We start from the raw sequence: 12,751 nt of genomic DNA on the forward strand, positions 1-12,751 counted from the left end.
GCCACCGAGATGGCTAAGGCGCATCTCATGACCGGAATCACCCCTGACGTCGTCGAGGCGCATGGCCTCAGCCCCGAGGAATACCAGCGTGTGCTGCACGCCTTGGGACGCGAGCCGAACCTCGTGGAACTAGGCATCTTCTCGGTAATGTGGTCGGAGCATTGCTCGTACAAATCGAGCCGGTTCCACCTCAAGAAGCTGCCGACCGAGGCCCCCTGGGTCATCCAGGGGCCCGGCGAAAACGCAGGTGTGATCGACATCGGCGATGGCCAGGCTGCCATCTTCAAGATGGAAAGTCATAACCACCCGAGCTACATTGAGCCGTATCAGGGTGCGGCCACCGGCGTCGGCGGGATCCTGCGCGACGTCTTCACCATGGGCGCTCGCCCCGTAGCGAACATGAACGCCCTGCGCTTCGGTCGGCCGGACCACCCCAAGATGAAGCACCTCGTCAAGGGCGTGGTTGCCGGCATTGGCGGCTATGGCAACTGCGTGGGCGTACCGACGGTCGGTGGCGAAACGAACTTCCACAAGGCCTACGACGGGAATATTCTCGTCAATGCGATGACCGTCGGCGTAGCCGATACCGACAAGATCTTCTATTGTGCGGCAACGGGCCTGGGCAATCCGATCGTCTACGTCGGCTCGAAGACCGGGCGCGACGGAATCCATGGCGCGACCATGGCCTCGGCTGATTTCGGTGATGACATCGACGAGAAGCGGCCCACCGTTCAAGTCGGCGATCCGTTCGTCGAGAAGCTGCTGATCGAAGCCTGCCTCGAACTTATGGCGACCGACGCGATCGTCGCCATACAGGATATGGGCGCCGCCGGGCTCACCTCCTCGTCGGTCGAAATGGCCAGCAAGGGCGGCGCGGGCATTCGCCTGAACATGAACAAGGTGCCTTGCCGCGAAGAGGCGATGACACCCTACGAAATGATGCTGAGCGAGAGTCAGGAGCGCATGCTCATGGTTCTCAAGCCCGGCAAGGAAGCCATGGCCGAGGCGATTTTCCGCAAGTGGGAACTCGACTTCGCGGTGATCGGCGAGGTCACCGACACCGGCCATATGGTTCTTGAGTTCGACGGTGAAGTCGTTTGCGACATCCCACTCGGCCCGCTGGCCGATGATGCGCCGGAATACGAACGTCCTTATGTCACGGCTGAGGAATACAAGACGTGGGCAGCGGTCCCAGCGCTTGGCCATGTCAGCGAGAGCGCCGACGTCGGGGCTGACCTGCTCACGCTAATGGGTACCCCGGACCTCGCCTCGCGCAAGTGGATCTGGGAGCAGTATGACAGCCAGGTCGGCGCCGACACCATGCAGAAGTCCGGTGGCGATGCTGCGGTCGTTCGCGTGCATGGTACGCGCAAGGCCCTCGCGATCAGCACCGACTGCACTCCGCGCTACTGCTACGCCGACCCGTACGAGGGCGGCAAGCAGGCCGTGGCGGAAACCTACCGCAACATCAGCGCGGTGGGCGGCCTTCCGCTTGCCATCACGAACTGTCTGAACTTCGCAAATCCGCAGCGGCCGGAGATCATGGCGCAGATCGTGGGCTGTTTGAACGGCATGGGTGACGCCTGCCGCGCGCTGGATTACCCCATCGTCTCGGGCAACGTCTCCCTCTACAACGAGTCCAAGGCGACCGGCGGCGGTTCCGCCATTCTCCCCACGCCAGCTATCGGCGGTGTCGGCATCCTGGCTGACCACGACAAGATGGCGACGGTAGCGTTCAAGGCTGAAGGAGAGGAAATCTTTCTTCTGGGCGGCGAAGGCACTCATCTCGGCCAATCGGTGTGGCTGAAGGAAATCGCCGGTCAGGAGGCGGGCGATGCACCGGCGGTCGACCTCAAGGCGGAGACGCACAACGGCGCCCTCATCCGCGAGTGGATCGGTAACGGCCAGGTCACGGCCGTTCACGACGTGAGCGACGGCGGCCTTCTGGTCGCCCTCGCCGAAATGGCGCTGGCAAGTGGGTTGGGCTGTACACTTGAGGCCGAACTCACGACGGCGCAGGCCTTCGGCGAAGATCAGTCGCGCTACGTCGTCACCGCGCCGGCAGGCACAGCCCTGCCCGAAGCCGTGAAGATCGGCACCGTCGGCGGCACCACAGTGGCGGGCGTGGAGATCGCCGCGCTACGCGAAGCCAACGACGCATTCTTCCGGGAGTGGATGGAGGCCTGAACGGTCTATTCCGCCAACGGACCGCGAGAAAAACCCCGGCTACTCTTCTGAGTGGCCGGGGTTTTTCTTTGACTGGTGAGCCAGCATCGCATCGGGAGCAGGGGGCGCGGATCGCGGCGCCCCCCGCCCGTGCTTACCAGCTCTTCTTCGGCTTCTTGTGGAAGGGCTTGCCTCCGCCGCCGGGACGGTCCTGCCGGCCACCGGTCGGACGCGGACGATAAGTCTGCCCGGTTTCGCCCTCGGAGCGCGGCCCGTTTCCGTGCGGACGGCGACCACGGCCCTGCGGTCCATCGCGGTCACGGCTGCGGTGGCGTGCAGCGTCACGCGGCGTGTCCGGAGCGCGTTCGATGCGGATGGTCGCTTCGTACTCGCCGTCGTCACGAGCGGTCCGCTCGACGGCGCGAGCGAACTGGTCCGCCTGTGCGCGAGGGATCTGGAAGTAAGTCTGATCGGCGTTGATGCGGATCTGGCCCACGGCGTCACGGGTGACGTGGCCACGGCGGCAAAGCACCGGCAGGATCCAACGCGCCTCGGCACGCTGTTCGCGCCCCACATCCATGCGGAACCATACGACGTCGTCGAATCCCGGACGCTCGCGCTTCTGGCGTGCCTCAGGAGAGTTGCCGAGTAGTTCCTCCGGCTGCGGCATGGCCGCACGGTGCGCCCGCACCAGTGCGGCGGCCACGTCTTCGGCGCTCATCGACTCAAGGAGAACGCTGGCGAGTTCGCGGTCGTCATCTTCCACCTCGACCGGCGCCAGCAGCTTCTCCAGCAGGCGCTCGCGGTCTTGTGCGCGGATGGCTTCGGGCGTCGGGGCTTCGCCCCACTCCGCCTCGATCCTGGCACCGCGCAGCATCATCTCGACGCGGCGACGGCGCGGATACGGAACCAGCAGCACGGCCGTGCCCTTCTTCCCGGCGCGGCCGGTACGACCGGAACGGTGTTGCAGAGTTTCCGCATCACGCGGAATTTCCACGTGGATGACGAGGCTCAACGAGGGCAAGTCGATACCGCGCGCGGCCACGTCAGTCGCCACGCAGACACGTGCGCGGCGATCGCGCAGGGCCTGCAGGGCGTTGTTCCGCTCATTCTGCGAATGCTCGCCTGAAAGTGCGACGACCGAGAAGCCGCGCTCGACCAGAGTGGCGTGCAGATGCTTCACGTTGTCACGCGTGGCGCAGAACAGGATTGCGGTCTCAGCCTCGTGGAAACGCAGGAGATTGACGACGGCATGCTCGATGTCCGACGGCGCGACGGCGACTGCCTTGTAGGCGATGTCACCATGACCGCGGTTTTCACCGACAGTCGAGATGCGCAGGGCGTTGGTCTGGTACCGCTGCGCCAGCGCCTCGATAGGGCGGGGCATGGTGGCGGAGAACAACAGCGTCCGCCGCCCCTCGGGGGTCGCGTCGAGAATCTCCTCGAGATCCTCGCGGAAACCCATGTCCAGCATCTCGTCCGCCTCGTCGAGGATGACGGCGCGCAGGCTCGACAGGTCCAGCTTGCCACGCTCCAGATGGTCCCGCAGGCGCCCGGGCGTTCCGACCACGATAGCTGCGCCGCGCTCCAGCTGGCGGCGTTCCTTCACGGGGTCCATGCCGCCGACGCAGGTGACGATGCGCGCGCCGGTCTTTGCATAGAGCCATTCCAGTTCGCGACTGACCTGCTGGGCAAGTTCACGCGTGGGTGCGATGGCCAGCGCCAAGGGGGTGCTGGCATAAGCCAGCGCATCGTCAGCAAGCAGTTCGTCGGCCATGGCAAGGCCGAACGCGACGGTCTTGCCAGAACCGGTCTGTGCCGACACGATGAGGTCGCGGCCGCGCGCCTCCGATTCGGTAACGGCTGCCTGCACGGGCGTCAGCGTCTCGTAGCCATGGCCGGTAAGCGCCTCGGCGAGAAGCTGGGGAATCTGCGAAAAAGTCATAGATGAACAACGAATCCTGCCGCTGTCGAGCGGCTTTGAAAGAGCGTAAGGAGGGCTGCGTGGGTCGCCCTCGGGCGCACCGGTTGACCGTCCCATAGACCAAATCCCGGAACTTTGCGCGCTTCAATTTCAACTATCGCCGTTTCGCGACGGCAAAGCCGCTGAAATTATGTGCATCCGGTGTCTGAACCGCCGGCGGCGTGTCGTTTTGGTCTGCGAGTGGGCCTTATTGCGCCGGACGTCGCGGAGAGGCCCTCAGCTCCCGCTGGCTCCATATTTCTGAACACGTTTTTCGTAATGTTTGAGGGGTTTAAACTGCACTCCTACCTACCGGTATCATAGAGAACGTTCTGCAGCGTCGCAATGGGTGCGCCTCATTAACGTCAAGTCAACAGCGATCGTAGAGCAACCGCTGCCGGTCGCGGCGACAAATCGGCATTAAAAAGACCAAAGTTGTTCATCTCGCTCGAACCGCCCCAGGAAAACAGTTCATAGATGTTGAGGACGTGCACCGTCGGACGAGACAGGACGCTCGCGACGTCTTTGGCGAGCAGCCTCCTCTGATCCTCCAGCGAAACAGGGGGAGAAGTGACATTCCCCTCACCGCCTCCGGTCGTGCGCCCCCACTCCGTAATCACACAGTGGCTCTGGCCTGCACCAGCCAGCCGGCGGTCCAACACGTCGAGCCGATCCTCGACGTTCGTTGCCGGTCGTGGGTAGATATGGGTGTTGCCGAAGTCAGTGTACGGCTTCTGCTCGGCCTGCATGTAGTCATTGCTGGCGATCAAGGGGATGGCGCTCAAGATCGGGTCGGATCGCAAGGCCGTCGCCATGTCGCCGATGTAGGCCATGAAAGCGGGTGCGTTGCCGGTTCGAAAGCCGAGCCGGGCGTCCTTCGTGCCCTTGTAGGTGACGGGGTTGAGATCGGGCTCGTTGGGAAACTCGATAGCCCAGATCGATGAGGGTGCGGCCGCGAGAAAAGCGCGAAGGTCCGAGAGGGTGCGGGCGATGTCGCGGACGGACAAGGTAAAACAAAACGTCACGCCTTCCCGTGCCAGGCCTACGTACGTGTTCCATCCGGGGGTACCCGAATAGGGATCGCGGCACCGCATCTTCCTCACCCCACCAAGTTGGTCCAGCGCCGGGATTATATTACGAACCTTGTACAGCGAGCCGGTATCCTGCGGCCGCCCCTGAACCATGATGCGGTCCCGAGACCTTGGGGCTGCGCGACTCTTAGCCGGCATAAGGGCAAGGACCGCGAGGGACCCCATGAACTCTCGGCGTGAAAAATGTGGCATGAGCGTCTCTCGCGCGACTGGCTTCCGGCGCAGCAAAACTCCAATCGCGCCGAATGTCGCGTAGGTGACGGCAATTTAATCCAAACCGGATCAGCTTACGGGCACTCCTGAGCGGAACTCACCGCTGCATGAAACCCGATCCACCTAATATCTCGGGAAAGCCGCCACTATTTGCCGCGAAAGGAGTCTTCCTCCTGATCCTTCCTTATCTTCCGCTGAAAGGAACAGCCATGCACGTGAAGGCCTATGGCGCTCATGCAGCCGACCGTCCGCTCGAACCCATCGCCATTGATCGCCGGGAACCAGGTCCGACCGACGTGGAAATCGACATCGCCTTCTGCGGGGTCTGCCATTCGGATCTCCACACCGTGCGTGGGGAGTGGGGCGGCACTCACTTCCCCTGTGTCCCGGGCCATGAAATCGTTGGTACAGTCCGGCGCACCGGCCCCGAGGTGACGCGTTTCACGGTCGGCGACACAGTTGGCGTCGGCTGCATGGTGGGCAGCTGCGGCGAATGCAGCTCATGCCATGATGGTCTTGAGAATTACTGCGAAAAGGGCTTCGTAGGCACCTACAATGGCGCCACCTCCGACGCCCCGGGACATACGTTCGGTGGGTACTCGGAAGGGATTGTCGTGGATGAAAGTTTCGTCCTCAGCATCCGCCACCCCGCAGACCAGCTCGCCGCGGTTGCCCCACTCCTGTGCGCCGGCATCACGACGTACTCTCCGCTGCGGCACTGGAACGCCGGCCCAGGCAAGAAGGTCGGTGTGGTTGGTATCGGTGGCCTGGGCCACATGGCGATCAAGATCGCCCATGCCATGGGAGCACATGTCGTCGCATTCACATCGACGCCCGGGAAGTGCCAGGACGCGATCAATCTCGGCGCGGACGCAGCCGTGGTGAGCCGGGAGCCGGACCAGATGGCACAGCACGCGGGCTCGTTCGACCTCATCATCGATACAGTGGCCGCCAGCCACGACCTTGATACCTACGTAAACCTGCTGCACCGCGATGGAGCGCTGATAATGCTTGGTGTGCCGGAGCACCCCCACCCCTCGCCCAACGTCGGCGGCCTCATCTTCGGACGCAAGACGATTGCGGGATCGCTCATCGGCGGTATCGCAGAGACGCAGGAGATGCTCGACTTCTGCGCCGAACACGGGATCGTCTCGGACATTGAGATGATTGATATACAGCAGATCGAAACCGCTTTCGAACGAATGGCGCGCAGCGACGTGCGCTACCGCTTCGTCATCGACAACGCCTCGCTTGACGCTGCGGCGTGATGCCGGTCGGCGGCCACCCTCAAGTGGTCGCCGTTTCACATTCGAATAGCTGGAGATGGTGCGCCCGACAGGATTCGAACCTGTGGCCCCCAGATTAGGAATCTGGTGCTCTATCCTGCTGAGCTACGGGCGCATAATAAAGCAGCGGAAAACGGCCCTTTCACTATTCAGGCTGCCATGTCAATCTGCCCCATCCCCCCACGGGGGGAAACTTGTGGGGGAGTGTGGGGGAGCCCAGTTTTCCTGGAGTTTCCAGCCTCCAGTGCCCTTAATCCCCCCACACGGGCGAGGATCGAGGCCAACTTTTTACCCCTTACCTTTGCATAGCGTTGCGTAGTTTCTATCCGTTTGTGGCCTAACCATTCCTTGATCACAAGGATGTCGACGTCAGCATCCACCATGCGGGTGGCGCATGTATGACGACAGGTGTGGAAGACAAACTCGCCGTCTGACGCCAAGCCCATCGTGGCTTTCGCCTTGTCCCAGTGGCGCCTCAAGGACCGCTTGGAAGGCATCTCCCCACTCAGCAACTCACGGAGCAGTTTGGCCGTCTCAGCGCTGATGGGGACGGAGCGGGCTTCGTTGTTCTTGGTCTTCCAGATGTGGAAAAGACCGTCGTCCGTTCCCTCCTGGTCCACCTGGTCGATCTTAGCGCCCATCAGCTCCTCTCGGCGGCATCCGGTGTCGATCGCCACCCTAACCAGCTTGGCCGTGGCCGGAGGCAGCAACGAAAGCAGTTGGTCCTCCTCGGCGAACGTAAGCCATCGGAGGCGTCCCTTGCTCTCCTTGCGCCAGTCCCAACGGATTGCCGCGATGCTCTCCTTCCGATTGCCCTCCTGGAAATGCCATTCGAGGAACGTGCGGATATGGGAGATGTAGCGGTTGAGGGTTCCGTCAGCGATGCCCTTGTCATCAGCCGCCTTCAGGACCTTACGGACAGCCTCAGTGTCGATAGCATCCAGGGAGATGTTCCCTCCGAGGGTGCGCTCGACGAAGCGGATGTGCTGCCAGTTACCGGCTTCGCTGGCGATGCCCCGCCAGAGGATGCCTTCAGCCAGCTGGATGGCCTTGGAGAGCGTCACGCCCTCTACGGCCACCTCAGGTGCCTTCGGCTCCTCCTTCGGGTCCTCACCGGCCTCCCAGGCGGCCAGAACGCGTTTCTCGTCTGCCTCTGCCTCGGCCATGCTGTCGTGGCGCTTGCGGTATCGCTCGGCGCCCTTCTGAAGCTCCACGCGAAAGCGTCCGGTGAGCTTCCCATTTCGTTTGTCGGCGTAAATCGCCATTAGCGTTACTCCTTCATGATGGACACAACCTCCTGCGCCAGGAGACGTCCCTTGGGGGTCAGGGAGTACCTGTTGGTGCGGAGGTTCATCGGGTCGGGTTCGCGGGTGACCAGCTGATAGCCAGGCTCGCGCTTGCGGTTACGTTCGCCCAGGTCGAGCAGTTGTCGGCTCGCCGTCGAGACGTTGGTCCCCAATTTGTCAGCCAACTCGGTGAGAGTTACGCCTTCATTTTGGGCGACCTTAAGAAACGCCTCCACAACCTGGGTAGGTACCAGTGGGTCGATCGCCGTGCGCCACAGTCGATTTAAGCGGTCTGCCTTCGCGATGATCTTCAATTCTTCTTCGGTCATCGTAACTTCCCCTTAAAGTCGGCGACCAGAACACTGTCGTTCTGTTTCCTCCCGTTCAGTGTCCTAACGAACACATACGGAAAAGGTTGCCGATTGTCAACAATCCCACATGAAAAGAAACCCCCGGTGAAGGGGGGTCTCTAGGGCGCCTTAGCCGAGGAGTTGGGTGTTAATCCAGTCCTGGAAGAATGTGATCACAAAGACAATCACCGCACCGATTGTGGCGAGCAGCTTCAAACTGCTCTCCAGTTTGCCGATGCGGAGGTCGTGATCTTCCAGGGTTTCTGCGGTCTTTCGGTCCCGTTCGATGATGAAGTCGATCTTCGTCTCGACGCGTGCGAGGCGCTCGATGACCACTGTGTCATCTTGGGGCATTTGATTTAACTCTAAGGGATGAAGTTTATCCGACGACGCGGGTCTTTGGGGGGAGCCGTCACGAGGTAATAGCCGATCCGCGACACGGTGAGTGGTTGGAACGGACCCGAGACAAGCATCTGGGAGACCTTCGAGGCCTGAGGCCCTGGAGGCGCCCCTTCGACGATATACGCGCCTACCTTTGTAGACGTCAGGGACATTAGGCCAGCGCCTCCATGCCGAACTCGACGTCACCCTCGATCGCACTGCTCCATGCCCTGCCCGTCTCTGGGTTCAGGTCCCAGGTGGTAAAGAGTGGATTGAAGCCCTCGTCGATCTGAGGATGACTATAGGCCGTCGTGTGGTCCGTACCGTTGAGGCGCAGGTAGTGGCGGATGTTGAGCGGAGGCGCGGTCCCGTTGTTTCGGGCACGGGTGGCTACCACGACGGCCTTCACCACGCTGCCCGAGGCGGGCGCAGGGAAAGCAGGGCCGGTGAAGCCCTGCTTCAGGCCCACGCCCTCTGCCGTCACGTTGTCGGTGTCGTCGAGGCGGCCCTCGTCCACATCCTCAAATGTCCCGGTCCAGGCGTTGTTCACCCCGTTGGCGTTGGGGCTCTTCCGGGAAACAACGTGGCCGATCGTATTGTAGTTTGCGATGAGGATGCCTGAGAAACCACAATCCTCGTTGTAAGAGCGGTTCGCTCCCAGCCTGAGGGTCGCAAGGTTCTCCAGGTCCGACAGGTCTAGCCCCGTAGCCACCAGCGCGGCCTGGCCGTTTGTGTACACCTTGATCGTGCCCTGGGGGATGTCGATCAAGAAGTCGCACTTATCGTTGACGCAGGCGAAGGTCCCCGCCTCGGTGAATGTGTCCCCCGATCTGTACTGAGCAGACCAAACGCCGCCAGACACACCAGCGAAGCGGAAGACAGGAGCGCTTGTGTCGCCTGCCTTATAGACCTGTATGGGGTAAAAGTTGCTCTGGTTGCTGGCCGTTGCGTAATCCCACGTCAAATGAAACCAGGCCGCCGCTTGTCCCGCGTGCTCTCCAGTCTCCGGGTCCGTCATGCGGCACTCCACGAAGTTGGTCGAGGAGCCACCGTTGATCGTTACTCGGCTACCATCATCGCGGGAGCCGGGACCAGGCTGGATCGTGTCGAAGCAGGTTCCGACGAAAAAGGTCTTGTTCGCCATTAGACGCGGGTTCCCTTGATGGAGGCCGCGAAGTCCGCAATCGAAGCGTCAGTGGTCGCGGGGCATTGAACGATGAGGCGGTCGCCAGGCACGAAGGCCAGCGGTACGTTGAAGGTGGAGAACGACACGGAGCCGTCAGGAGCAACAACCACTCTCGCCGCCTCCACGCCGTTCTTGATGAAGGCCATGGCGAAGTAGTCCGTGGGCGGCGTGAGACAGAAGCCGGAGGAGGCTCCTACGAAGTTGGTGGGGAAGGTCACGGTGTCGACGAAAGCGTGCGCCAGGAGACGCTCGCTGGCTGTGGGCGTGTACGTGAAGTTCACCGGGATAGTGTAGCCGCGACCTTCAGGGCCTGCTGGGCCGATCGGACCTGGAGGACCTTCAGGACCAATGGGGCCTTCAGGGCCAACGGGGCCTTGCGGGCCCTGGAGGCCTCGCGGTCCCTGGATGCCCTGATCGCCGGGAGGGCCTTCGGGGCCTTGAGGACCTGCGGGTCCTGCGGGGCCAGTCGCGCCGGGAGGGCCCTGGGGTCCCGTGAGGTCGAGGGCTCCCAGAGCGTAGAAGGAGGTGTCGTGGATGCTGTCAGGCATCAGTATTCGCCTACGTTGGTGGGTGCTGGAATGGTGATGCGGGCCGACCAGGCTTCGGAGAGCGCCTGCTGCTCCAGGGCAACGGCGTGCTCCTCGTATCGGCTTTGATAGCCGCCCACGACGTCGGCCTCCATTTGGTAGAAGTCAGCGGCCAGCTGGGCGGCCTTGTAAAGGGTCGCCAGGAAGCCAGCCTCGGTCCAGACGGTCTTATCGTCGTCCAAAGTCGGGCGAAGGGTCTCGCCGTAGTAGTGGACATAGAGGACGGTGCCGGGGCTCGGCGTCGGCTTCACAAGGTAGCGGTCGGCGACCCTGGTGTAGATCGCAGGCTTCCCAGTGCCCTCGTACTTGAGGAAGCTGTCCAGGTCGGCGAAGTCCAGCTCACCCTTCTCCGTAAACACGGTGATGGTCTCCAGGAGGTTCGGCGGGAGGGACACTGCGTTGCGTGCGCCGTCCCAGTCCGACTTGACCAGGAGGATTTCCATCGGGCCGATGCGGAGGACCCGCTCAATAGCCGAGATGGCGTCGAGGACGAAGTCTCCGGCAAGCTCGTCCGTCAGGTCCTTGCGATTGATAAGCGCCCGCAAGCGCGTTTTAAGTCTGCCGAAGCTCATCGTCTATTACCGAAAGGTCTTCGACGTGCAGATGAAGGCGGAAAGGTCTTCGCGCTGCAGTCGGTTGAGAATGTCCTGGGCCGTGATGTTCGGGTCCCAGATGCTGAAGCCTTGTCGGTACCAATGGTCGACCAAGGCGCCCGGTAGCTCAGCGATTTTCACGTCGTCGGGGGCGAACTTGGCGTCCTGGTAGTCGCGGGTGTCGCGGATGCGCCGCAAGACTTCGTCGGGTACCTCTTGGGACGCTTCGATGGCGCCGGAGGTAATCTTCAGGTTTCGGTCGACCTCCAAGTGGAGGCGATCGGTGCTGTCGACGATGGTATGTAGGGTACTCTGGGTATTCACTGCTCGCCACGCATGGCATTGATGATTGGACTGAGAGCGGCCCCCAAGACGCTGCCCATGCCGCCTTTCGGGGCGGGCTGCTGCTTCTGGTTGGTCTTGGGGGCCACAGGCTGGCCGAAGCTGCCACGCCCCTGAGGAGTGGGGCCGGTGGGCTTCGACATCTGCAGCTGGCGTAGGGCCTCGTTGGCCGCCGCTCGGCGCTGCTGGAACTGTTGGGGGCTTTCGCCTGGGCGCTGGGATGATTGAGCTGCCTTCAGGGAGGCATCAAATCGGAGCTGCCACTGGTTCAGCCGGGGGTCGGGCTGGGACATTGAAAATATAAGGCACGGGCCCCCGGCCCCCGTTAGGGGACCAGGGGAGTGCCGGAGGCCTTACTTGAGGCCCTGGATGAGCACAGCGCCCTTGCGGTTGTCGTGCTTCAGACCGTACTCGCCAGCGAGCATGATCTTCGTGTTGTCGCCGGTCTTGGCGAGCGTCTCGCGGAACCAGGTGCGGCCCTTGAGGGTCGTTAGGCGCCACATGCTCGGGTCGAACAGGAGCGCAAAGTCCGGCTTGATCTCGCGGTTCACCGTCACGCGGAGGGTGCCCAGCGCGGTCGTGTAGATGTCCACCTTGACCATGATCTGGGTCGGCTTGGCGCCAACGTCACGGACGCGCTCGGCGGTACCTGCGAACTCCGAGACCAGCTCGGCGTCGGTGGGCTTCACCATGAAGGTCTCGGCGCCTTCCGAGCCGCTGTCGAAGGCCTTACGGATCGCTGCGCGGACCATGGCCTCGCTCAGGTCGGCACCTGCTGCGTCGATCTTATTGTCGATATGGACCAGCTGCGAAGCCGAAGCGAAGCGACGGGCGACCGTATCCGAGCCGAGGACCATGGCCTGGTCGACGCCTACCAGCGCCCGCTCATGGTCGAGGCGCAGCGACTTGCCCTTCTTTACGATCTGGCGGGCCAGCTCATTGGCGCGGCCATAGTGGTCGGTCGCCTGCAGCGAGCCCGAGAGCTTGATCGTGCGCGAGAAAATCTGCGTGGTGTTCTGCAGCATCTCGGTCGTGTCGCAGGCCTCTTCCGTGGCGTCGAAACCTTCAACCTGGGCGTTGTCCTTGCCGCCCTCCAGCTCGTCTTCCTGCCAGCTGTAGAGCTTCTGCTTCACGGTCTCCGCACCGCCGATAGCGGTGGTGAACGGGGTCTTGTGCGGCGTCAGCATCGAAATGACGTCCGAAACGTCTTCCTTGGCACCAACGGTGTCGTAGGTCTTGAAAGTAGGCATGTGTTTTTCTTTTCTCTTTGAAAGTGAGGTATTGTTGGATTGTTGAGGGGACGTGAG

13 protein-coding genes and 1 tRNA gene are annotated in these 12,751 nt (G+C 62.4%); 2 read left to right on the top strand and 12 right to left on the bottom strand.

The window, feature by feature from the left end:
* The first annotated feature begins 27 nt into the window (after window positions 1-27).
* Window positions 28-2,187, top strand: coding sequence for a phosphoribosylformylglycinamidine synthase subunit PurL (gene purL / locus QOL62_RS05075; protein WP_283405419.1), 2,160 nt, complete (start codon window positions 28-30; stop codon window positions 2,185-2,187).
* 133 nt (window positions 2,188-2,320) lie between these two features.
* Here the strand turns inward: purL and QOL62_RS05080 are convergent, their stop codons facing one another.
* Window positions 2,321-4,111: a DEAD/DEAH box helicase gene (locus tag QOL62_RS05080; RefSeq protein WP_103729860.1), complete on the bottom strand. Its 1,791-nt coding sequence runs from the start codon at window positions 4,109-4,111 to the stop codon at window positions 2,321-2,323.
* A gap of 383 nt (window positions 4,112-4,494) precedes the next feature.
* Window positions 4,495-5,313, bottom strand: a complete 819-nt coding sequence (locus QOL62_RS05085) for a calcium-binding protein (RefSeq protein ID WP_283405420.1) — start codon at window positions 5,311-5,313, stop codon at window positions 4,495-4,497.
* Between the two features lie 329 nt (window positions 5,314-5,642).
* On the opposite strand from QOL62_RS05085, the gene QOL62_RS05090 reads away from it, so the two are divergent.
* The gene (locus QOL62_RS05090; protein ID WP_283405421.1) at window positions 5,643-6,701 is read left to right on the top strand and encodes an NAD(P)-dependent alcohol dehydrogenase; all 1,059 of its coding nucleotides are present in this window, start codon (window positions 5,643-5,645) and stop codon (window positions 6,699-6,701) included.
* 56 nt (window positions 6,702-6,757) lie between these two features.
* On the opposite strand, the gene QOL62_RS05095 is transcribed toward QOL62_RS05090, so the two are convergent.
* The 10 genes from QOL62_RS05095 to QOL62_RS05140 form a co-directional block, all read right to left on the bottom strand.
* Window positions 6,758-6,834 (bottom strand) — tRNA-Arg (locus tag QOL62_RS05095).
* Between the two features lie 34 nt (window positions 6,835-6,868).
* Window positions 6,869-7,984, bottom strand: a complete 1,116-nt coding sequence (locus QOL62_RS05100; RefSeq protein ID WP_283405422.1) for a tyrosine-type recombinase/integrase — start codon at window positions 7,982-7,984, stop codon at window positions 6,869-6,871.
* Window positions 7,985-7,989: 5 nt separating this feature from the next.
* Window positions 7,990-8,334, bottom strand: a complete 345-nt coding sequence (locus tag QOL62_RS05105) for a helix-turn-helix domain-containing protein (protein ID WP_283405423.1) — start codon at window positions 8,332-8,334, stop codon at window positions 7,990-7,992.
* Between the two features lie 150 nt (window positions 8,335-8,484).
* The gene (locus QOL62_RS05110) at window positions 8,485-8,691 is read right to left on the bottom strand and encodes a hypothetical protein (protein WP_283405424.1); all 207 of its coding nucleotides are present in this window, start codon (window positions 8,689-8,691) and stop codon (window positions 8,485-8,487) included.
* Between the two features lie 217 nt (window positions 8,692-8,908).
* A complete protein-coding gene (locus QOL62_RS05115; protein WP_283405425.1) occupies window positions 8,909-9,880 on the bottom strand; it encodes a hypothetical protein in 972 nt (323 codons plus the stop codon).
* The gene (locus QOL62_RS05120) at window positions 9,880-10,470 is read right to left on the bottom strand and encodes a hypothetical protein (RefSeq protein ID WP_283405426.1); all 591 of its coding nucleotides are present in this window, start codon (window positions 10,468-10,470) and stop codon (window positions 9,880-9,882) included. The genes QOL62_RS05115 and QOL62_RS05120 overlap by 1 nt, the downstream gene beginning before the upstream one ends.
* Window positions 10,470-11,081 (bottom strand): phage adaptor protein, encoded by a 612-nt coding sequence (locus tag QOL62_RS05125; protein ID WP_283405427.1) that lies wholly within the window; start codon window positions 11,079-11,081, stop codon window positions 10,470-10,472. The genes QOL62_RS05120 and QOL62_RS05125 overlap by 1 nt, the downstream gene beginning before the upstream one ends.
* Window positions 11,082-11,087: 6 nt before the next feature.
* Window positions 11,088-11,426, bottom strand: coding sequence for a hypothetical protein (locus tag QOL62_RS05130; protein ID WP_283405428.1), 339 nt, complete (start codon window positions 11,424-11,426; stop codon window positions 11,088-11,090).
* The gene (locus QOL62_RS05135) at window positions 11,423-11,587 is read right to left on the bottom strand and encodes a hypothetical protein (protein WP_283405429.1); all 165 of its coding nucleotides are present in this window, start codon (window positions 11,585-11,587) and stop codon (window positions 11,423-11,425) included. Before QOL62_RS05135 ends, QOL62_RS05130 begins: the two co-directional genes overlap by 4 nt.
* 210 nt (window positions 11,588-11,797) lie before the next feature.
* Complete coding sequence (locus QOL62_RS05140; RefSeq protein WP_283405430.1) at window positions 11,798-12,694, bottom strand: SU10 major capsid protein; 897 nt, start codon at window positions 12,692-12,694, stop codon at window positions 11,798-11,800.
* Window positions 12,695-12,751 lie beyond the last annotated feature (57 nt).

The organism is Novosphingobium panipatense (genome assembly GCF_900182875.1).
In the GTDB taxonomy this organism is placed as follows: Bacteria; Pseudomonadota; Alphaproteobacteria; order Sphingomonadales; family Sphingomonadaceae; genus Novosphingobium; species Novosphingobium panipatense.

What these genes read in the sequence shown, in the direction of transcription:
- QOL62_RS05100 (WP_283405422.1), bottom strand. Translation starts at nt 7,984, where the DNA reads ATGGCGATTTACGCCGACAAACGAAATGGGAAGCTCACCGGACGCTTT.
- QOL62_RS05080 (WP_103729860.1), bottom strand. Translation starts at nt 4,111, where the DNA reads ATGACTTTTTCGCAGATTCCCCAGCTTCTCGCCGAGGCGCTTACCGGC.
- QOL62_RS05090 (WP_283405421.1), top strand. Translation starts at nt 5,643, where the DNA reads ATGCACGTGAAGGCCTATGGCGCTCATGCAGCCGACCGTCCGCTCGAA.
- QOL62_RS05105 (WP_283405423.1), bottom strand. Translation starts at nt 8,334, where the DNA reads ATGACCGAAGAAGAATTGAAGATCATCGCGAAGGCAGACCGCTTAAAT.
- purL (WP_283405419.1), top strand. Translation starts at nt 28, where the DNA reads ATGACCGGAATCACCCCTGACGTCGTCGAGGCGCATGGCCTCAGCCCC.
- QOL62_RS05085 (WP_283405420.1), bottom strand. Translation starts at nt 5,313, where the DNA reads ATGGTTCAGGGGCGGCCGCAGGATACCGGCTCGCTGTACAAGGTTCGT.
- QOL62_RS05120 (WP_283405426.1), bottom strand. Translation starts at nt 10,470, where the DNA reads ATGCCTGACAGCATCCACGACACCTCCTTCTACGCTCTGGGAGCCCTC.
- QOL62_RS05135 (WP_283405429.1), bottom strand. Translation starts at nt 11,587, where the DNA reads ATGTCGAAGCCCACCGGCCCCACTCCTCAGGGGCGTGGCAGCTTCGGC.
- QOL62_RS05140 (WP_283405430.1), bottom strand. Translation starts at nt 12,694, where the DNA reads ATGCCTACTTTCAAGACCTACGACACCGTTGGTGCCAAGGAAGACGTT.
- QOL62_RS05125 (WP_283405427.1), bottom strand. Translation starts at nt 11,081, where the DNA reads ATGAGCTTCGGCAGACTTAAAACGCGCTTGCGGGCGCTTATCAATCGC.
- QOL62_RS05115 (WP_283405425.1), bottom strand. Translation starts at nt 9,880, where the DNA reads ATGGCGAACAAGACCTTTTTCGTCGGAACCTGCTTCGACACGATCCAG.